Consider the following 22055-nt stretch of genomic DNA (forward strand, 5'->3'; position numbering starts at 1 on the left):
TTATAGGGAACAATCTTATGAGTGAATTTCCTAGCCGTTCCCCTCCTACTCCTTTTTTTATATAATAAAGTGTAAAAACCAGATTATTGGTATAAACACTGGATTTACAAAAGCTATTCAAGGATGAAACACTCCATTTTACCACTAATTTACTACTTTTGGATGAGTCTTGATACGATGAAATATCCTAGAAAAGTGAAGAACAATAATAGATACTTCCATTGTGAAAATTGAATATGGAATAGATAGGCATTTCAAAATGAGGTGTCTATTTTAGTGTTCAAAAATATGCTTCAAATTGACCCCGAATATCAGGAAAAAAGTACGAATGATGCTAAAAGCAATCCTTGGCAAAGAAAAAGTTCTCACAAAAAGTAATTTTCTATCATTTCAGCCAAGATGACTCCATCCTCAAACATTCAGTGGAATTGTAGGTGGGAGGTGAATTGACGGTTTCCTTGATCAGGACGAAATGCCCTTATATGGTAAAAAGGGTTCGAACCCATCATTTTCAGTTAAGAGAATGAAACGTGGGCTTTATCAATCAAAGAATGGAGTCATCGCGAACGCCGATGTCAATAGAGCCGGGAATATTATGATGAAAATGATTCGAAAAGCATTCAAAGAACCGTTTGCTTGTGCTTAGATGTTGCTTCGACCGACAGAATCATTCTAAAATAAAAGTAGTCCCAAAGGCAAGACCAATGGGATAGTGGTGGGAGTATTCATTTGTAAACTAAGAGTACATTCCCGCACTGAAACGTTCGTGATTCAATTAATTCAAGTTTTTGATTAACATCATTGAATAACCGTTGTCCTTTTCCAATTAAAACAGGATTCAGTATAAGTCGATACTCATCAATTAAGTCATGTTGGATAAAGGTTTGTGCAATGCTTGCGCCTGCAAGTAGTGCTATTTTTTTGCCGGGTTGGTCCTTCAGTTTTTCCACTTCAAAAGCCAAATTTCCTTTAACCAATCTTGCATTCCATTCCACCTTTTCCAACGTTCGAGAGAAAACAACTTTTTTCATCTTATTCATTTTTCTAGCAAAAGAACGATTTTTTTCCGTACTTTTTTTATCAATTTCAGCAGAAGGCCAATGCTGGAGCATCATTTCATAGGCAACTCTTCCATAAAGTAGTGTATCTACAGAATCCAAAAAGTCATCCATAAAATCGTGCATTTCCTCATCCATCACATGCCAAGAGCTATCCCCTTCTTCACCTGCAACAAATCCATCTAATGACATGACCATTGATAAGACAATCTTTCTCATCCTACTCAACCTTTCTCTAGAAATTTTTAAAAATATCTCACATGCATGATATTCAATAACCTTATGACCATGCCTACTTTCTATATTAAAGCATAAATAACACTTTGATTTCTTTTCAATTGCTACCTTTTATAGTCCAGTCATTAAAAGAAAGGTGGATGAACAAGTTAACTCTAATTTTTACGTACTAAAACATAAAATGCTTTCTATTCGTCCATTTCATTGACTTTATCAACAAAAAAAGAGCCACTGCTTTCATACAGTAGCTCTACTTCCCTGCCTATTCCTTTGGCGGGATTTTGACAGGGAACTATCTTTATTTAAATCATTTTATCCATATTAGATTAGGAAAAATCCTTATAAATAGGCGTTCTCTTTTCAAATTAGTTTGTATTCTTATTCCCACTCAGTACTTCGCCAATACAATATGGTGCAATATCGTTGATATGATAGGTTTTCGGGAAGTATAAAAAACTATAAAAACATGAAAATTGATATAAAGTGTGCCACGACTGTGCCACTGGTTTTAATAAATCGCAAAGCTGGAATGAGAAATCATTTCAGCTTTGCGATTTAAAAAAGGATAATTTTTTTAGTTATACTATCAATCCAAATGCTAGTATTGCCTAACCCCTAATATCTTTTATTAAATTGACCAAAGTGTTTTTAAAAATAAACATGAATTATATTGAATATTTATGCCTGATACTTTGTAATTTATTCCCTTGACTTCCGGTTAATAATGATGGTGCGGCATAATATTCAATTAAAGAGGATAAATTTGTTCTTTTCCAAGGTACACTTAGGGCTTTTGAAATTAATTGATCATCCTGTTCAATCCATTCAAGAATAAATTCAATACCTTTAGGAGTTAAGTTTTTTAGCATATCTAAATAGTAACTCATTGCGTTGTTAGATACTCCATAATCATTTCCTAAATAGCAGTTAAATATAACATTAACATACTCTGGGATAATGATTTCAGGAATTGGTGTTATTTGTTTTGAAATTTCAAATAACCTTTCTGCAAACACTGGCTCATTATAGAAATTATTCATACCTAAATGAGCATTAACTAATTGTGTTATTGCCTTTTTAAAAATAGCAACTTTCTCAGCATCATGTAACCTGCTTAATAATCCCATACTTTCAAAAAATGTTCTGGAAGCTGATGACGCAGGAGTATCTTCCACTACTCTCAAATGATTATGTTTTTCAATAAAAGTAGTCACAATCTTATTAGTAAGTATCGGTCTAAGAAGTTTTGCTAGTTCTAGTGAATTCTTTCTTTTAATAGTTGATGAAGATCCATCCACATAATTAGAATGTAAAATTTTCATAATTAATTCTTGTTGTAAATCAAAAGTATTCATTATCGAGTCTGACATAGTCGATAAGTTATCAATTGTTGTTAATTCATTTTCTAATACATGTATGAATACCTTCATATCTATACCTTTTATCACTTCATCATTTGATAAACCATATTTACAACATCTGCTTATAAAAGTAATTAATTCCCTATCGTCAATTTCAACTTCAGTGGGATGAGCAATTGAAGCATTATTTCTCATTTCTCTACATTGGCTTAAATAAAAGAAACCTTGTTCAGAAATAATATTTAATTGATAGGAGAGCTCTAATAGTTCAGCGTCTGTGATTTTATCAAGAAAATTATCATCTTTTTTATCACCTAGAACATTTTTAATCATCTCCATGCCAAATGATTGTACCCTAAATCTTAATTCTTTGATAACACTATTCCATATATATACTATGGCTCCATCAAACAGACCTACAGATATTGCTACACAAGTCTTTGCAATAAATTTGTCTCTTAATCTCGGAGAAATAAGATTTAATTCTCTCGGCAGAAGAGATAATGATAAGTTTATATCTTCTGAAGCTGGAAGTATATCCCTTGGAATTGATAAACTGTTTGTGATAGTAGAAACAATATCTTCACTGGGAGTTATAACCTCTGAAGGGTTAATGTTAATTTTAGTTGTAGTTGTAATTTCATTCTTCATTATTTCACCTCGGTTTATTAAATCTAAATTATCAAATAAAAATAATATCCATATCTAAGATTTAAATACATTTATAAACACTAAATATGAAGTAAATAATTCGATAATTTTATTTAATTGAATATTACTTATTATTATACGATAATAGGACAAAAGAAGGAAGTAATTAGTAATTAGATTTTAGAAAATGGAGGTATTAAATGTATATTTCTAATGTTACAATAAAAAATTTTAGAAGTTTCTATGATAATAGTATTGACTTTCATGAAGGTATTAATGTACTAATTGGTCACAATAACTCTGGTAAGTCTAACCTATTACGTGCTTTATCTATAATATTTGATAACTCAGTCAGGAAGCGACTTTCAGTAGATGACTTTAACAACTCATTAACAATAGAAGAATTAAAAGCGTCTTCTCCCAAAATAGTAATTTCGGTTTGCCTTACACAGTCAGATGATGAAGACTTAATGGGAGATGAATTAGTAACTGTAAGTAATTGGTTGACAAGACTTCAAGAACCATACGAAGCCAAAATACAATATGAATTCTTTCTTCCTATTGGTGAAGAGAACAGATATATTGCCGCTGTAAAAAATGCAAGTTCTAGAAATGAAATTTGGGATATAATTAAAAGTAAATTTATTAGATTATATATTAATAAAACTTGGGTCGGTAACCCAGAAAATCAAATAAGTGTAGATAATGATAGTTTAAATAAATTTGATTTTCAATTTTTAGATGCAATACGGGATGTAGAACGAGATATGTTTAGTGGAAAAAATACATTACTAAAAAATGTAATAGATTTTTTTATAGACTATGATATAAAATCTGACAAAAGTATTACGGAAGAAGAACAAAAACAGAAACTTCGAGAAAGAAAGGATGATTTTTCTATTGATTCCCATAAACTAATCAAAAATATTCAACAAAGATTAGAAAGTGGAAATAAAGAAATTTTATCTTATACAGATGGAATTGGAGCATCTTACGATAAATCAGAACCAGATTTTGAAGGCAATATTACTGAAAGTGAAATTTATACTGTATTACAATTAATAGTTAAACAAGAAACTGGAATGACAATACCTATAACTCATAATGGGCTTGGATATAATAATTTAATTTTTATGTCTTTATTGTTGGCAAAAATGCAAGTGGATTCTGACGGAAAATATTTGGGTAATAATGCGAAGGTCTTCCCTATACTGGCTATTGAAGAGCCGGAAGCTCATTTACATCCTACTATGCAGAACGAATTCATTAAATTCTTAAAAAACAATATAGATAATAAAAAAGTAAAACAAATATTTATAACATCCCATTCAACTCATATCTCATCTGCTACAGAACTGGACGATATTATTTGTTTATTCACAAATAATGGAAAAAGAAATGTGAGTTATCCTGGGCAAGTGTTTACGGAAGCTAAAAGCAAAAAATATGTGCAGCGTTTCTTAGATGCTACTAAATCAAATATGTTATTTGCTGAAAAAATCATATTTGTTGAAGGCATAGCCGAACAGTTATTATTACGTGTATTCGCAGAATACTTAGGAATTTCTTTAGAAAAAAATCATGTCGCAGTAATCAGTGTTGGCGGAAAATATTTTGAACATTTCTTACATCTATTTGATAGTAATAAGGATGGTACCATTAATCGTAGAATAGCTTGTATTACTGATTTAGATCCAATGAGAAAAGTGAAACAAAGTGATGAAGGCAAACAAAATAGCTTTAATGCTTGTTACCCCTTTGAATATGAAGCTAACTTACAAGAATTTTACTATTCGAGGAATACTACAATGGATCAATATTTAGATGATAAACACAGTAATATAAAGACCTTTATTCAACCTGAAAAGTATGGAAAAACATTAGAGTATCAAATTGTGCTTGATAATCCATCATTAGAAATATTACTTACAGACTCTATCTCCAACAAAAAAGAATTAAGTGATTTAATGGAATTATATAAAGATGATAAGCCTTTAACTGAATTATTAAATCGTTTATCTGATTCTAAAGAAAATATTCGAATAAAATCTTCTTTACAAAATGCAAACGAAAGATGGACAGAAGATAATAAAAAGAAAGCATTGATTGCTTCTCGATATTTAAATTCTATTGGTAAAGGGGAAAATGCTTTAGAGCTTGCTGCAACATTAAAAGATAATTTAGAACTAAAGGGAAAAGATGAATATAAAGATTTTGTAGTACCAGATTATATAGCCAAAGCTATTCAATGGGTGTGTGAATAATATGATTATCAATGCTCAAACAAAACTAGATATAAATCAAGGATTTAAAGTAGAAGCCGGACCTGGTGCTGGAAAAACCGAATTTTTAGTAAATCATATAAAAAATGTAATACAGCTATCTGAAAAACTGGATCGCACGAGGAAAATTGCTTGCATCACCTATACTAATACAGCTGTTGAAACGGTTCTGAAAAGACTTGGAAAGAGTGTGTCAAATAGAGCAGATGTATCTACAATACACAGTTTTTTATATAAGAACGTAGTTAAACCATATTGTGACTTTCTACCAAAAGAATATGAATTTAATATTCAAAAATTCAAAGGACATAATGATCCAATCGTAATTAATGCTTATATGCGAGAATGGTTAGAGAATACTGATTTAAACGGGCTTAAAAACCCTAATACTAAAAAACAGCTTTTGGGAATGCCTGATCAAAGTAAAGCTTTACAAAATTGGCTATTATCCATGAAAACCTTCTATGAAAATAATAATATTGAATTTCGCTGTGATCATAATAAGGCTAAAACAAAAGATACTAACAGTGAAAATATAACAAGAATTAGAAATTCAAACCTAAATATTTTACAAAAAGAATTATTAAGCTATAAAAAAATATACTGGAAAAATGGACATATTGACCATGAAGATATTTTGTTCTTTTCATATATTTTAATAAAGAAATATCCATTTATCCTTACCATTTTGCGAGCTAAGTATCCTTATTTTTTTATAGATGAGTTTCAAGACACCAGTCAAGTACAGGCTTTTATTATAGATGAAATTAAAAAGGAAAAATGTATAGTTGGTGTAATTGGTGATAAAGCTCAATCAATCTATGGATTTCAAGGAGCACAGGTGTCCCTATTTGAAAATTTTAAGGTTGATCAACTCAATTCCCATACTATCCTTGAAAACCATAGAAGTACGTACCAAATAGTTACTTTTTTAAATAATATAAGGAAGGACATCAATCAAAAACACTGTAATGAAGAAGAAAATATTCCTGTTACAATTTTGGTTGGAGAGCGGAATAAAGTTTTTCTGAAAGCAACTAGTATTTGCAATAATGAACTAATAACCTCTCTTTCCAGGGATAATATAATTTCCAATGCAATGAAAAATAATATAGAGGGAAATAATTTTGATAAAAAATTGCTAGAAAAATTTAGGGAAACCGACAGTAGCAGGCAAAGAAAGAATTTTATATTCTCATTAATTCAAGCTGTTGAGTTAGCTGTAAACACTAAATATAAAGAAGCACTAAAGAAAATAGAATGGCTTTATAGAGAGAATGAAAATCCTAAAAAAAATGCACTCTATACTCTGTCAAATATAATAAATAATTATAGTCAATTTAAGCAAGGGACATTAATGGATTTCTATAATGCTTTAAGTGACTTTTTAGATGTAAAAATTCCTGGATTCAGAAAAGGGAAAATTAAAGATTTTTATGAAAATACCATGTATTATGATTTGGCTATATGTGTGAATATTATTGACGATATAAGTAATCATATTACAGTTCATAAAGCTAAAGGGGATGAATTTGAAAATGTCTTTGTAATAGGAAACAAAGATACTATAAATCTACTTAAACAACCGAATTTAGAAAACAATGAAGAACAAAGAATCTTTTATGTAGCCATGAGTAGAGCAGAAAAAAGATTATTTATACAGTTCGATAACTTAAGTCCTAAAGATGAAAAATCTATTAAAAAGCTTCACGATGTAAATGTTATTAGACTGGATAAGGAAATTGTTGTTCAAAATTAATACATTAAAGAGGCTTGATTAACATTACAAGTTATATAAAACTTATTTGACATAATAAACACTTGTAATCAATTTATTGTTATAGATTGAGAATCCTCTAATTAAATAAAGATGTAACCAATAAATTCAAGAAAGAGAGCATTTTAAATATGGCTATAACAGCATTAGTAATTTCTATAATATCAATAAGTATTACTATATTTATGGCAGTTAGAACTCTATATATGGAAAGAATGAACTTGAATGTGGAAGTCCTCAATCAAGCATCTTTACCTCATATAAAAAGAGTACATTTGAATATGTTTTTTACTAATAAATCTAAAAACCCTATTTCTATTTCCAGTATATCAATACACAGTATAGTGAATGGTGAAGATAAAACTAGATTTGCACGATTCTTAAGGCATAGAGTAGCTCATACCACAACCAGGAAAGAAATCACCCAAGAAATCATTAATGATACTATTCCTATTAGCATTGAATCTTATGGTGCTGTATATGGTTTAATTACTATTGATTTAATTGATTATAACGTAGAAGCTTTTATAAATGAAACTTCCTTTTTAGAAATTTATACTAGCCGGGGTAAATATAAAAAGAATATCTCAATTAACAATATCGATAAAATAAGCATTATTGATTTGCTAGATTTCCCTAACTAACATCCACATTTTATTTAAAATAAAAAAATTTAAAATGCAATTTTAATTCAATAAATCCAGATCACTATTTCACGTTATCACTATAAAATATTGCTCCTCTATCAAAGACGTTTCTGATGAAGCGTCTTTTTTCACGGTAAAAAATTGAGTTAATTTTATTTCAAATGTTTAGTGGATTTGAACCATGAAACATTTGACTCTTGTATATATTCGATTTTCTTCGTAATTTTCCAAAGTTTTAACTACCATAAAGGCACAAATTAATTATATAGACAGAAGTTATTGAAGAAAGATAATAATTTTTATACTGTAATTTTTGAAACTTTTCAAAAATTAAGACCGTAGTACATTTAATTACTAAGTTAGAAGGGTGTTGTTTATGTTTGCAGGGATAATTGCTGGTATTATAATTGTTATTATAGCTATTTCTCTTCTATGGCCAATCGGTATTTATTTACGTAACTTCAGAAAAAGATTAAGGAAATTCCACATTAAGAAATTAAAAGACAATTTAAATAAGGGAGTTACGAAAAGAAATCGAGATCTTAAAAAGGATTTTAAAACGGATCTTATTAAACTAAAAAATATGTTCTTTAAATTTATGAGAAGCTATAACAAAGAAAAATTTCATATAATTATTCTGGTTGGCCCCCCTTGTTCAATAATTTTTTTGGTTCAATTCAAATTAGATGTTTATATGCCATATTTGATAAACTACTTTATTCTAATAGTATTTTTAATCGGCTTATTTTCCTTTTTTTTAAATTCTGGTAAATTCTCTAAACTAGACCAATTGGATAAGTTGAGTTTATATTTTATTAAATTAATGATTTTATTTCAATTCCTGTTACTATTTTTGAGTGCGTTGTATTCTAATCCTGAAAATTATAAAGTTTTATTATTCACTGTTACTTTTACAGTTATTTATTCTCTTGTATTGGTAATCAGTGTGTTGAAAGATTTTAAGAAAAGAAAATGGTTCCAATTATTTAATATGATTGGCAGTATCATAATTATTATTAGTACGCTAGGTATGGCTTTTGGCGCCTACTATTTTTCACACAATGAAATTTTTGGTTTTTTTAATTCTAATGAGGTTGATTTTATTTCAAACGGAAATATGTATATTGCTCTTCTATTTCTTGTATATAAGGGATTGCTCCCTTTTTACTTACCTCTTGAAAACGGACAAGTAACATTGGAACATCCTGAAACATTTATACTTTTAGTTGAAAGTTCTTTAGGTTTTATAATAAACGTAGTTATTATTGGTATTTTTGTTTCTTACTTTTCATCATTCTTTCAGCAGGAACAAACAGAGAAAAATGAAAAAGCAGAAGAAAATAATGAGCTATTACAGGAAATAGATATGAAAGAAAAGTAAAACAAGATATTAAAGTATACTGACTGTAGATATTTAGTAACTGATTTACAAAAAAATTGTTATGACTACCCTACAGAGTTTAACCATTCGATTTATGTTAGATAGGTTCAATAAAAATATAAGTGGGATATTATGACGACATTGTCTTTTCAAAAACTTGAAGAAGCATATACTATGGTTTACGAGAATTCCAAGGAATTATTGGAAGATTCTCGGCTATTGTTTGAAAATAAAAGATATGCTAGGTCATACACTTTGGCACAAATAGCACATGAGGAACTAGCAAAATTACCAATTATTTATCAAGAAACGACTAGATCATTTTATAAGGAAACCCACGATTGGAAGAATTTTTATAAGCGTTTAAAAGACCACACTTCTAAAAACAAGCAAAATTATGTTTTCTATCAGACCATGCTCAATGCTTTGGGAAATAATAGCATGAATCTTGATTATAACAAAATAAAAGACAACCTTGCATTTGTTAACCATTTGAAAAATGTGAGTCTATATGCAGATTTAAAAAACAACAGATTTACTAAACCATCAAAAGAGATCAATGAAAGATTGGCTTTAGTTCACTTGGAATTAGTGGAAGAAATGTTCAAAACTTGCTCTCTTGCCAAGTTTCATATTAAAGGCGGGATTAAAAAGTCTCTAGATAATGAAGGTGCTCAGAAAAACAGGGAACTTTTAAGACAAGTTGGGTTAATCAAATAATATTCAATAAGTATAAAAATCATTAGGTGTTAATAATGGAGGAAGAATAATGAGCATAAATAATTTTAGTGAACTACAGATTGCATACACTAAGACGTTCAATAATGCTAGTGATTTGCTAGAGGAGTCTAGCATTTTATTAAAGCAGGATAGATATGCAAAAGCATATCTGCTTTCTCATATTGGTATAGAAGAACTAGCACGCTGTATAATGCTTGCATCTGCAGTTACGAAGTTCAGAATCAAAGCCTTAGACGCTAAAAAACTAAACAGAAGGCCAAAACAAAAAATACAGCTTGCATACTCATTTATAGAGAAATTAAAAGGCTATACCAGGCCCTTAAGTAAATTAGACCGAATCGAAATAATAACTAGTTTTTTCTCTGTCAATTCTACCAATATTATTTTTGATGAAACAATTCAAAAGTTAGATAATCTAAAGAATGCTTCCTTTTATGTCGACCAATATCAAAATGTAACTAAAACACCGAAAGAGGTTATTTCCGACAAAGCTGCCAGTGACCTTCTAAGTTCTGCATTGCTATTGAAAGAGTTTTTTGAATACAGTAAGTGGCATGAAGAAGAAAATTTAATTGCATTAATAAAAGGGTTAGATAATGAAAACTTGTTATTTATAAAAAGCTTTTTTAGTGGTTTATACGGGGACAAGGAAAAGATATAATTATATTTACGAATAAATTAAATGAACAGGTTATTTTAAAGCCTTAATATACTTAATTAATCAATGATACTTTTCAATAATCAGATGCAGTTAAAAAAAGTAGTCCCTACCAAAAATAAATTGGTAGGGACTTTGGTATAGAACTATCTCCTATTAAAATGATATATTTAGATAACTCTACAATAAAACATGATATTTTCGGTAATTACGCTAGACAGATCTACAATGCTAACATTGAAGAGAAAGATCATAGAAGTATATCATCTAATTTTAAGCAAATCTTGTCTAAGTTTCGTGAAGAATTTGATCATTTATTAACACTTCAAGAAAATCAAAAATTTGGATTAGATTCCTCTAAGACTGACATTTTGAAATTACTAGATATTTATGAATCGGATATATCTATTCAGGATATGGGTAAAGGAAAAGAAAACGTTGTTCGAACTGAAATGGCGCTGAACAAAGATGTTTTTGACCTAGTGCTAATAGATGAACCAGAAAGTCATTTGAGCTACACTAGAACTCGCCGCTTAATTGATGCAATTAAAAACATTAGTCAAGGACAGGTAGTGATTGCATCTCATAGTTCTTTAATTGTAAATAGACTTAATTTAAAAAACACAATTATCTTATCAAATGAAAATTCTCGTTCTTTAACCCGTCTTCAACCAGAGACAGCCAGATATTTTGAGAAAGTTGATAATTTAGATATTCTACGTTTTGTCTTAGCTGAGAAAGTTATTTTGGTTGAAGGTGCCGCAGAATATATTATCTTGCCAAAACTCTTCAATATTATTCAAGAATCTGAAATGGATAACAATGGTGTAGATATTATTTCTATGGGCAGTATTTCATTTGAGAAATATCGTGAACTATCTAAAATACTTGATAAAAAAGTCGCAGTCATTACAGACAATGACAAAAAAGATATTAAGTATGAATCAGATGATAAATTTAATATATACGTTGATGACTCGACCGAAAATTGGACATTAGAAGTATCATTTTACAATAGTAATAAGGACTTTTTTGATAATCTTTATTCTAATAGAAAAACGGAAGCTAGCTATAACAAAGTACCAATGCCAAAAGCACAAGCTCACATGCTAAAAAATAAGACAGAAAATGCACTGGAAATTGAAAATGCCCTAACTGATCTTAACATCCCTAACTATCTAAGTAAGGCTATAAGATGGATAAGCGAATAGTTATTGCTGCTGCCGGTGCTGGGAAAACGTATTTTATAGCGAATAATTTTGAAAAAGACGAAAGAGTTATTTTGATTTCCTTTACTAATTCTAATGTCGATAACATTCGTCAAGAAGTCCAAAAACGATTCAATGATAGAGTTCCTAACAATGTTCAGATTATGACTTTTGATTCTTTCGCCTACAATAATCTGGTAAAGCCAATAGAACCTTTAATTTCTTGCAAAAGAAGTACAGGGATTGATGTGAATACTAACCCTGTAGAAGATACACGAAATCCTCATTACGTAAAGGTAGATGATATTACACATTTCATGAATGCTCGTAATGAATATTACGTAAATAGAGTCGGAAAGCTATTTTTGAGGTGTAATACAGACATTCAAAGGTTAGTAATCGACAGATTAGAAAAATATTGTGATGCAATCTATTTTGATGAATTTCAAGATTATAATGGATTTGACTTTAAAGTCTTAAAATATCTTTTAGAAAAATCAAAGTTAAGAGTAATAGCTGTAGGAGATATTCATCAAAGTTGTTTGACACCTTTAAGAAGTTCAGGAAACCCAGTAGCTAAGTTACCTTTTTATAAATTAAATGGTGTGGACGATCTTAAAAAGAAAGTACCTAAAAAAGTGATTTTTGATGAAATAACCCTAAAAAAAAGCAGACGAGTACCTAAACCAGTATGTGATATGATTCAAGATAAATTAGCAATAAGTATACAATCACAGTCCAAAGAAAAAGCATCTATAATATATTTAACTAGCGTTGAAGACATTCATAAAATAATTTTAGATCCTAATATCCCAAAACTAGTATGGGATAAGCGCAGTAATCATCCTAAAGGGAAAAACTATGTAAACTGGTCATATTCTAAAGGAGACACATACTCTCAATCTTGTATTATCTTAACTGGTCCAACGAATAATCCTGACAATTGGATAAATATTTCTGCACCAAAGACTAAAAATAGTTTATATGTTGCTTTAACACGTTCAAAGGGGGATATTTATTTAATTACAAGCAAGGACTATAACAAATGGCGTAAATATGTTGACAAAACCTAGTTTTATTCCTGTTAAATATAATTATAGAAATAATACAAATGAAAAATCAAGGAGGATTATTACTTATGGAATTTCTTTTTAACAGTAAGGGAAAGCATATTGCTAATTATGTAAATGGACAGTTGCATTCACCAAGAGGAAAGAATATTGGCCACTATATCCAAGAAGATAAAATCTTTATTGATATGAGTGGAAAGTATTTAGGTGAAATTGTTTATAACGATAGATTGATGTATCAACGTAATTCTCCATATAAAAATATAAATTACGGGATTTACGGTAACTATGGAAATGTTGGGAATTACGGTAATCCAGGAAACCGAGGCTCGATAGGAAATGTTTCTGGTTATGATGATATAAATATTGTTGATTAAAATTAATATTCTTAATATCTATACAAAGCAAAATCCAAAGACACTAGACACTTCATTTTGAAGTGTCTTTTTTTATTATAAAGAAAGTGTAAAAATCAGATTATCCGTATAAACACTAGATTTACAAATACTTTTCAAGGATAAAACAATCCTTTTTACCATTAAATTACTACTTTTGGATGAGTCTTGATACGACGAAATATCTTAGGATGATTACAGCCACTGAAATGTACCACCTCTGACATAGTTTTTACCACTGAATGACATGAAATGCACCGGTAAATGACAGGTGATTACCACCTCATATTTTCTAAATGATTAAAAGTAAAAATGCCATACGCATATTCAGTTATGTTATACTTGTTGTACTATTTTGATTGGTTTTAATAAGAACCGTATTCAACAATCGGGCCATTTAGTTGAATAATACTTCCTAATAAAACAGGATACTCATGTTAATTTTGACAGAGAGGTAAATAGCTAAATGTTGCACTAAGTACGGGCAAAAGAGATAAGACAACTATCATTTCAATAGTTGTCTTATCTCCTTTATATTAATTTCCGCCAAGAAGTATAGTTGGATCGAGTCCTGGAGGGAATACTTCTTCAAAATGGTCATTATTCTCATATAAGTTATACCAAGCTTCAGCAATAAGATCTGGGTCTCCTTCTGTTCCAGGTTGTATCATGGCTCCGATTGAAAGATGTCCGATAAACACCCCTTTTTCTTTCAACTCATTGTGCAGGTTTAAGGCATAATTACGCATACCAGCCCCAACGATTCCGGCATTTCCCGCATATGGTAAAGGGAAAATAGTAGATACACCTGTTGTAAATAATATGGCACCAGAACCGTTACTTATCATATCTGGTAGCACCTCATTCACGGAAAGAATGCCAGCCAACAAATAGCTGTTCATAATATCTACTACACTTTGCGGCTTCGTTTCAAGCACAGAAGTGAATATATCCTCCTTAGCATAGGGGCTAAATTCTAGTACATCAATCGAACCGAATGCTTTTTTAGCTGATTGAATAGCTTGTTTTAAGGCAGCTAAGTTCGTAACATCGGCTACAAAAGATTGTGTTTCAATATTTAGTTCCTTGAGTTCACGTTCGATAATTGCTAATTTCTCAGGATTCCTTGCAATGGTCGCTACCCTAAAACCCTTCTCTCCGAATTTTTTTGCTATAGACAATCCTAATCCAGGGCCTGCACCAACGATAGCAATAGTTTTCATTTATTATAAACTCCAATCTGTGATATATTAAAACAACATGTGTTGCTTTAATGAAAACTATACAGCCAATACATTTTTACAACAACCAACAATCTACTGCCGAATGTTGCTATAGCAACAACATTACGAAATTGTCGGGTGGGAGGTGAGACAATGGCATCGAAAGTAAGGAACCTACGTATTACACAAACAAAACAGTTCTTAATTAATGCTTTTTACAATCTAGCTTCTCAAAAGGATTTTGAAAAAATTACAATAGCTAATATAACAAAGGAAGCGCAGGTTAACCGGGCTACATTTTATGCACATTTTAATGATAAATACGATTTAATTGACTATATTATGAGGGATTTTGCCTCTGCATCTATCGAAAGTCATACTTTAGATGATATGAAATTCGGTGAGGAGACCATACATCAACTCATTTTTGCAGTATACGATTTTTACCAACAACCGAATATTGAATGTCGCAGCAGCTATGGTAAATGGGCTTTACCTCAAATGAAGGAAAAAATACTAAATGAATTAAAGTGTTTTTTATCAAAAAGTTTGGATCATAAGTATTCAGATATTGAAAAGGATATGTTCGTGCCAATCTTAGCACAAATCATTCATGAAGGTGGATTGCAATTGTATCTTGGTAAACATACCTTAAAAAAGGAAGAAGTAGCCAAAAAGATTGCATCATTTGTAGTTGGTGGATCTCAGTCTTTTAAAGGAGTGTTACGCTAACAGGTAACGTTAGTTCAATACCATGACTTTCTAGGTTAGTGTGTCTAGTCAATGACTGCTTTTTTTCGAGTCCATTTAAGTTTTTTTGCTCGGACGAGAATGTCGTTAGAGCATAGAGAAACGCCAAGTCGAACATGGCCGGGGCGTAGAGTATACATTCGTTAAAATATTGGCGGTTCAGTTTTCCAACAAACAGGCGCTATCCTTAAATAAGGATAAGCGCTTATTTTTCATTGTAGGACCTGAATAACTGAATAAGAGAGGGCATTATTCTAAGTAAAGCGTGTTATAGGTAAAATGAACTGGAGAAAGTATATTCACCAACTTGACATTTAACGATATATCGTTTATTATTAACGTAACGATATATCGTTAAATTAAAATAAAATTAACAGGAGGTTTTGAATGTGTACAAAAGACCTGATATGGCCCAATATCCTTTTTTAAAAGGACAGAGTCATTTTTATCATCATGGTGTCTTTAGAGGCAACAGATTCGACGCGGAAGTTGGGATGGGAAACGGTAACTTTGACGGGCAAGGCAGACCTCATATCTTCGCAGGCAAAGAATCCGGTGAGGATACTAGTGGTGAACGTTTCTTCGGGCGTGGTGATCTCAAGATTGTCTTATTAAAATTGTTACAAGAACAATCAAGACATGGATATGGATTAATCAAAGAGCTTGAGGAAAAGTTTAAGGGGCTTTATTCGCCTAGTCCCGGTTCTGTTTATCCTATTCTACAGATGCTTGAGGATCAAGATTTAGTTAATGTAATCAAAGAAGGTCGGAAAAAAGTTTATCATCTTACAGATGAGGGGCAAGCCTTTTTGAAAAAAAAACAAGATGAAGATCCTGTTAACTCAAGAATGAATTTGCTTGAAAATGTGGACTTGGACGAAATTCAGACTTTAAGATCTGACATTCAGGGTTTATTCCATGAATTTTTCAAGGTGGGCCGTCAAGCTATAGAAAAGCCCGAAAAGAAGGAACAACTACAAAACCTGCTCGAAAAAACACGGGCAGAGCTTTTGAAAATAGTTGATGACGAAGAGAAAAACTCAGATGGACAATAATTTATAAAAATATATAAGGAGACTTTAAATTGACAATTACACTTAACCACACAGTGGTATTCGCTAAAAATAATGATAAAGCTGCACACGAATTTGCAGAGAATATGGGCCTAAAACTTAATGGTTATGAAGGGATAGACAATAAGTTTGCAGAAGTGCAAGTTAATGACGATCTTTCTGTTTTCTTTATGACAATCGAGGATGATACTCCACAACAGCATTTGGCTTTCAGTGTTGATGGACATACTTTTGACCAGATTCATGAACAACTTCGTAAAAGGAATGTAGCTTTTGGGAACAGCCCGTTTAAAACAGAAAATCGACGCACAGATCACCCATTTGCTTCCCGTGGGTTGTTTTGGACCAATTTAGATGGTTGCCTATTTGAAGTTATGACTGATTAGCCATAATCAATGTTGATAAAAACGTTGGATATTGCAAATATGGACTCTTTGGTTCTGCCTCAATCGGGCGCGATTTTTGAACATCAAAAGCCTAATTCCTCGCCAAAAACAGGCTGGAATTAGGCTTTTTTATCCTACGTTATTTAAAATCTCCTTGGTAAATATGGTGGCAACAGGTGGTAAGTTCTGTGGCAATCACTGGTAAAAAAGATGACACAAGTGGTACAATTCCGTGGCCATAATCACTTAGGAAAGTGAAGAACAATAAAAGATACTTCCTTTATGAACATTAAATATGAAATAGATAGACACTTCAAATCGAGGTGTCTATTTTTTATGTAATTATTTAGAAACAGACAGTTGTTGTAACCAAAATTAAATGAAAAGGAGAACGCCGCATGATGTCTATGAATGAACAGGAAATATACGAAGATAATGTCTTGGAATGGATTGAAGCTCATTCCATTATGAATGAGGTTGAAATTGAAGATTATCCATTTTTTCTTCATGGAAAATTGGTGCGTGATAAACAAGGTGAAACAATGGTTGTGTTTTGGTATGTGATTTATGGACGAGTAGATTATCATTTTCAAGACGCATAAGGAGTGATGAATCATGCAGACGTTTAACTCTCGTTCCCCCCCTACTCCCTTTACGTCTAATTATAAACCATGAATTAAAAACTAAAATAAGAAAAGAGGTCTGTATCGTGGAATTAAAATATGTAATCCCAAACATGGAAAAAACCTTTGGAAACCTAGAATATGCAGGAGAAGGCAAAGTCGAACAGCAACGGATTAACGGACGGATGACAACCCTATCTCGCAGTTATAATCTTTATTCAGATGTTCAAAGAGCAGATGATATTGAAGTCATACTCCCTAATGAAGCTGGCGAAAAATTCTTTGAACAGGAAGACAGTGTAAAATTAGTCAATGCAAGAATCACCGCAGAGGGCTATAAAATTGGTGATCGAGGTTTTACAAACTATAAATTACATGCTGACGATATCGTCAAAGCATAAGGAGGATTCACACATGAGATTAGCACAAGGCATTATCCTAGATAAAGAAAAAACCTTTGGATTATTGAAGTTTTCGGCATTACGACGTGAGGTCTTTCTTCAAAATGAGGATGGAACGGTATCAACCGAAGTGAAGGAACGTACCTATGATTTGAAATCAAGAGAGCAAGGTCGAATGATTCAAGTAAGCATTCCTGCTTCTATTCCGTTAAAGGAATTTGATTATAATGCAGAGGTGGAAATGATAAATCCTGTCGCTGATACCGTTGCAAACGCCACTTTTCGTGGTGCAGATGTGGATTGGTTTATCAAGGCAGATGACTTGGTGTTGAAAGAAAAAGCTGCACCTGTTGGTGATAAATCTGTAAAGAAGCCAGTTGATAAGGATAAATAAATATGAAGTTTTTTAAAAGACGAGGGAAACGGATTAAAGCAAAAGACGCTTCCCTCGTTTTTCAATTTGTATTTATATCGGTAGTTGGTGTATGGCTTCTTACCTTTATTCCTTTTCACTTGTCATTTTTACTAACTAGTAAGTGGCAGTTAGAGGTTTTTCAAACCCATTTTATCAGCTCTTATGGATTGATGACACTGCTTATCAGTCTTGTTTTAACAGCAACTTGTGCCTTAGTCTATTATCGGTATGGCTATAACCATTTCAAACAAATTATTCATCGTCAAAAACTCGCAAAGATGATCTTAGAGAATGGCTGGTATGAAACGAAACAAGTCACGAAAGAAAGTTTCTTTAAGGACATCCCTTCTGATAAAGCAAAGGAGAAAATCAGCCATTTTCCTAAGATGTATTATCGTTTTGAGAAAGGGTTATTGCATATTCAGGTAGAGATTACGCTCGGAAAGTTTCAAGAACCGCTTTTAAACTTGGAAACAAAATTGGAAAGTGGTTTGTATTGTGAACTGATCTCAAAAGAATTACATGATTCCTATGTGGAGTATGTGCTTTTCTATGACATGATCGCAAACCGTATTCCGATTAATGAAGTTGTAGCACAAGATGGCAGCTTAAAACTCATGGAATCTATGTATTGGGAATATGATAAGTTCCCTCATATGCTAATTGCTGGCGGAACAGGTGGCGGAAAATCGTATTTCATTCTTACACTCATTGAAGCTCTACTCAAAACAGACGCAAAACTATATATATTAGATCCGAAAAATGCTGATTTAGCTGACTTAGCTACCGTCATGCCTGATGTGTATCACAAAAAGGAAGATATAAAGGCATGTATTGACCAATTTCATGAAGCCATGATGGCTCGAAGCGAAGAAATGAAGCAAATGGAAGGTTATAAAACAGGGGAAAATTATGCCTATCTGGGCTTATCCCCACACTTTTTAGTCTTTGATGAGTATGTCGCCTTTATGGAACTACTTACATCCAAAGAAAATACAGTCGTTTTAAGCAAATTGAAACAGATTGTCATGCTAGGTAGACAAGCAGGTTTTTTCCTAGTCTTAGCCTGCCAGCGACCCGACGCAAAATATCTTGGAGATGGAATAAGGGATCAGTTTAACTTTCGGGTAGCTCTTGGTCGAATGAGTGAGCTGGGGTACGGAATGATGTTTGGAAGCGATGTACAAAAACAGTTCTTTCTCAAACAAATCAAAGGACGTGGATATGTCGATAAAGGCGATAATGTCATTTCTGAATTTTACACACCCTTAGTCCCAAAAGGACATGACTTTTTAAAAGAAATTGATAAATTATCTAGCTAAAAGGCTGCCCAGTGCAGCGACGTGCGAAGCGAAAGTCGCTGCACTGGGCTAAGCCTGCGTGGCGACAGCCACGCCTTAACCCCCCATTTCTAACAGGGGGGTAGAAAAACAATTGGAAACTGTCCCAAAAGTCCATTAACGCCTGATGGCGCAAGGGTTTAGGACACATTAGAAAGATGTCAACTTTTTATCTCTAGTTGACATCTTTTTTGCGTTAGGAGGAATGCAAATGAATCAAGTGCCTTGGTATCAAGTGCTAAAAGAAAAACGGCTAGAGTACGGTGTATCACAAAACAAGCTGGCTGTACACGTTGGAATTACCAGACAATATGTAAGTGAAATTGAGACAGGAAAAGTAAAACCCTCGGAAACATTGCAAGCGACTTTGTTTGATGTGTTGGAACAGTTTAATCCAGAAGCCCCGTTAGAAATTTTATTTGATTATGTGCGAATACGATTTTTAACGACAGACCCCATTCCTGTGATTGAAGATATCCTGCAATTAAAGATGGAATACATGCTTCATGAAGATTATGCCTTTTATTCCTACCTTGAACAATACGTTTTTGGCGATATTGTGGTTATGGTTTCGCCTGATGAGGACAAAGGCTGTTTACTCGAACTCAAAGGCAAAGGATGCCGCCAATTTGAAAATTTCCTGCTCGCTCAACAGCGCACATGGTTTGATTTCTTCATGCATGTTTTTAAGGTGGGCGGTGTCTTTAAACGCATTGATCTGGCCATCAATGATAAAACAGGCATATTGGATATTCCATTTCTTACAAAGAAGTGTCGCAATGAGGAATGTGTCTCTGTTTTTCGCAGCTTTAAGAGTTATCGGTCGGGTGAACTCGTACATGGAGAAGATAAGCCAGATATGGGAAACACACTATATATCGGATCGCTAAAAAGTGATGTCTATTTTTGCTTGTACGAAAAGGATTATGAGCAAATTGTCAAATACGGAATGTCAATGGAAGATACGGAAGTGAAAAATCGATTAGAAATTCGCCTTAAAAACGATCGTGCCTACCATGCAATTGTTGACTTAATGATGTACGAAAATGCCGGACGTACCGCTTTCTCTATTATCAATCGTTACATTCGTTTTGTAGACACGGACATAAAAAAACGTCGTAGTAGTTGGAAAATCAATGCCGATTGGCAGCGTTTTTTGGATTTGGGTGAGAATAGAAAAATCTCGTTAACGACGCAACCGGAACCCTACACGTTTGACAGAACTTTGCGATGGTTGGCGCGTCAAGTCGCCCCAACGTGGAAACTTGCAACCAAGTTGGATGAAATTAATCAAACAACGATCATTCAGGACATGCTCAAACAAGCAAAATTAACAGAGCGTCATCAAAAATTGCTTATGCAACAGGCAATTACGACAGATGACGCTATTCATGTTTCTTCTAAAGAGAATGAATCTTAGAAAGGAGCTACACTCATGAATTTTGGACAAAACTTATATAACTGGTTTTTAGATAATGCGCAATCTTTAGTTTTAACGGCCATTGTCGTGATTGGACTCTATTTAGCGTTTAAACGAGAGTTTTCTAAATTGATTGGCTTTCTAATCATCGCTTTGGTCGCTGTGGGATTAGTTTTTAATGCAAGTGGTGTGCAAGAAGTCTTATTAAACCTATTTAATCGAATCATAGGGGCTTAAATTGTACCGTTTTTTTGTGGAAGATAAGTGCTTTCCTTATGTTCTGCAAAAAAATGGTGGACCAAACGGAGTGCGGTAGGGATTAACAAGCTAGACTCATGTACCAGCAAACCAAGCGTAGGTGCTTTTTTTATGCTTATTTGATGAAAAGGTTGTGATTATGAATGGAAATGCAGGTTTATATAGCGAATCTCGGAAAATACAATGAAGGTGAACTGATTGGTGCTTGGTTTACTCCCCCGATAGATATGGAGGAAGTGAAAGAGCGAATTGGCTTAAATGGCGAATATGAAGAATATGCTATTCATGATTACGAGCTGCCATTTGAGGTGGATGAATACACGCCTATTTCTGAAATCAATCGGTTATGTGAAATGGTTGCTGAATTAGAAGGTTCTCCTTTATATGACGCACTTTCAGATGTACAAGGCTATTGGTTCAATAGTTTAGAAGAATTACTGGAAAATCAAGATGACATCATTTATTACCCCGATTGTGATGACATGGAAGACGTCGCAAGGTATTTAATCGAAGAAACAGGCGTACTTGGTGAAGTTCCTTCCAATCTACAAAACTATATTGATTATCAGGCTTTTGGACGTGACCTTGAAATCGAAGGCAGCTTTCTAGTCAGCTCACATGGTGTATTTGAATATGCTCAGTAAATGGTGAAGCAGCTTGTTTTGTAACAGGCTGCTTTTTCTTTTGGAAAGGAAGATGA

The 22055-nt window shown here is 32.5% G+C and carries 21 protein-coding genes and 1 pseudogene; 19 read left to right on the top strand and 3 right to left on the bottom strand.

Annotated features, from left to right (window positions below; all coding sequences use genetic code 11):
* Window positions 1-725: 725 nt before the first annotated feature.
* Window positions 726-1277: a dihydrofolate reductase family protein gene (locus ACZSMY_RS09780; RefSeq protein ID WP_332094238.1), complete on the bottom strand. Its 552-nt coding sequence runs from the start codon at window positions 1275-1277 to the stop codon at window positions 726-728.
* 683 nt (window positions 1278-1960) lie between these two features.
* Window positions 1961-3307: a hypothetical protein gene (locus ACZSMY_RS09785; RefSeq protein ID WP_455725568.1), complete on the bottom strand. Its 1347-nt coding sequence runs from the start codon at window positions 3305-3307 to the stop codon at window positions 1961-1963.
* A gap of 200 nt (window positions 3308-3507) precedes the next feature.
* Between ACZSMY_RS09785 and ACZSMY_RS09790 the strand changes: the two genes are divergently transcribed.
* The 9 genes from ACZSMY_RS09790 (at window position 3508) to ACZSMY_RS09830 (ending at window position 13448) form a co-directional block, all read left to right on the top strand.
* Window positions 3508-5571, top strand: a complete 2064-nt coding sequence (locus tag ACZSMY_RS09790) for an ATP-dependent nuclease (protein ID WP_465147703.1) — start codon at window positions 3508-3510, stop codon at window positions 5569-5571.
* A gap of 1 nt (window position 5572) precedes the next feature.
* Window positions 5573-7348, top strand: coding sequence for a UvrD-helicase domain-containing protein (locus tag ACZSMY_RS09795; RefSeq protein WP_465147704.1), 1776 nt, complete (start codon window positions 5573-5575; stop codon window positions 7346-7348).
* A 149-nt stretch (window positions 7349-7497) separates the two neighbouring features.
* On the top strand, window positions 7498-8010 hold the full coding sequence (locus tag ACZSMY_RS09800) for a hypothetical protein (RefSeq protein ID WP_455725565.1): 513 nt from the start codon (window positions 7498-7500) through the stop codon (window positions 8008-8010).
* Between the two features lie 379 nt (window positions 8011-8389).
* Window positions 8390-9394, top strand: coding sequence for a hypothetical protein (locus ACZSMY_RS09805; protein ID WP_455725564.1), 1005 nt, complete (start codon window positions 8390-8392; stop codon window positions 9392-9394).
* Window positions 9395-9526: 132 nt separating this feature from the next.
* On the top strand, window positions 9527-10114 hold the full coding sequence (locus tag ACZSMY_RS09810; protein WP_455725563.1) for an AbiV family abortive infection protein: 588 nt from the start codon (window positions 9527-9529) through the stop codon (window positions 10112-10114).
* 49 nt (window positions 10115-10163) lie between these two features.
* Entirely contained in the window at window positions 10164-10796 is a 633-nt protein-coding gene (locus ACZSMY_RS09815) for an AbiV family abortive infection protein (RefSeq protein ID WP_465147705.1), read from the top strand.
* A gap of 158 nt (window positions 10797-10954) precedes the next feature.
* Window positions 10955-12004: an ATP-dependent nuclease gene (locus ACZSMY_RS09820; RefSeq protein WP_465147706.1), complete on the top strand. Its 1050-nt coding sequence runs from the start codon at window positions 10955-10957 to the stop codon at window positions 12002-12004.
* Entirely contained in the window at window positions 11989-13074 is a 1086-nt protein-coding gene (locus tag ACZSMY_RS09825) for a UvrD-helicase domain-containing protein (RefSeq protein ID WP_207452098.1), read from the top strand. Before ACZSMY_RS09820 ends, ACZSMY_RS09825 begins: the two co-directional genes overlap by 16 nt.
* A gap of 65 nt (window positions 13075-13139) precedes the next feature.
* A complete protein-coding gene (locus ACZSMY_RS09830) occupies window positions 13140-13448 on the top strand; it encodes a hypothetical protein (RefSeq protein ID WP_207452099.1) in 309 nt (102 codons plus the stop codon).
* Between the two features lie 554 nt (window positions 13449-14002).
* Here the strand turns inward: ACZSMY_RS09830 and ACZSMY_RS09835 are convergent.
* A complete protein-coding gene (locus ACZSMY_RS09835; protein WP_215123783.1) occupies window positions 14003-14689 on the bottom strand; it encodes an SDR family NAD(P)-dependent oxidoreductase in 687 nt (228 codons plus the stop codon).
* 153 nt (window positions 14690-14842) lie between these two features.
* Here ACZSMY_RS09835 and ACZSMY_RS09840 point away from each other — a divergent pair, with 153 nt between their 5' ends.
* The 10 genes and pseudogenes from ACZSMY_RS09840 (at window position 14843) to ACZSMY_RS09885 (ending at window position 21999) form a co-directional block, all read left to right on the top strand.
* Window positions 14843-15421: a TetR/AcrR family transcriptional regulator gene (locus ACZSMY_RS09840; RefSeq protein WP_207452101.1), complete on the top strand. Its 579-nt coding sequence runs from the start codon at window positions 14843-14845 to the stop codon at window positions 15419-15421.
* Between the two features lie 407 nt (window positions 15422-15828).
* The gene (locus tag ACZSMY_RS09845; RefSeq protein WP_465147707.1) at window positions 15829-16494 is read left to right on the top strand and encodes a PadR family transcriptional regulator; all 666 of its coding nucleotides are present in this window, start codon (window positions 15829-15831) and stop codon (window positions 16492-16494) included.
* 29 nt (window positions 16495-16523) lie between these two features.
* On the top strand, window positions 16524-16898 hold the full coding sequence (locus ACZSMY_RS09850; protein WP_207452102.1) for a VOC family protein: 375 nt from the start codon (window positions 16524-16526) through the stop codon (window positions 16896-16898).
* Between the two features lie 398 nt (window positions 16899-17296).
* Window positions 17297-17500: a hypothetical protein gene (locus ACZSMY_RS09855; RefSeq protein ID WP_207452103.1), complete on the top strand. Its 204-nt coding sequence runs from the start codon at window positions 17297-17299 to the stop codon at window positions 17498-17500.
* Window positions 17501-17607: 107 nt separating this feature from the next.
* Window positions 17608-17922, top strand: a complete 315-nt coding sequence (locus ACZSMY_RS09860) for a YdcP family protein (protein ID WP_465147708.1) — start codon at window positions 17608-17610, stop codon at window positions 17920-17922.
* Between the two features lie 13 nt (window positions 17923-17935).
* Window positions 17936-18316 carry a YdcP family protein gene (locus ACZSMY_RS09865; protein WP_207452105.1) on the top strand — a complete coding sequence of 127 codons (381 nt, stop codon included), beginning with the start codon at window positions 17936-17938 and terminating at the stop codon, window positions 18314-18316.
* A 2-nt stretch (window positions 18317-18318) separates the two neighbouring features.
* Window positions 18319-19711 (top strand): annotated as a pseudogene (locus tag ACZSMY_RS09870) (FtsK/SpoIIIE domain-containing protein).
* A gap of 177 nt (window positions 19712-19888) precedes the next feature.
* Window positions 19889-21097 carry a MobT family relaxase gene (mobT, locus tag ACZSMY_RS09875; protein ID WP_465147709.1) on the top strand — a complete coding sequence of 403 codons (1209 nt, stop codon included), beginning with the start codon at window positions 19889-19891 and terminating at the stop codon, window positions 21095-21097.
* A 15-nt stretch (window positions 21098-21112) separates the two neighbouring features.
* Window positions 21113-21334 carry a hypothetical protein gene (locus tag ACZSMY_RS09880; RefSeq protein ID WP_040984046.1) on the top strand — a complete coding sequence of 74 codons (222 nt, stop codon included), beginning with the start codon at window positions 21113-21115 and terminating at the stop codon, window positions 21332-21334.
* 164 nt (window positions 21335-21498) lie between these two features.
* Window positions 21499-21999 (top strand): antirestriction protein ArdA, encoded by a 501-nt coding sequence (locus ACZSMY_RS09885; RefSeq protein WP_465147710.1) that lies wholly within the window; start codon window positions 21499-21501, stop codon window positions 21997-21999.
* The last annotated feature ends 56 nt before the right edge of the window (window positions 22000-22055 follow it).

The organism is Oceanobacillus sp. B139/18 (assembly GCF_055524595.1).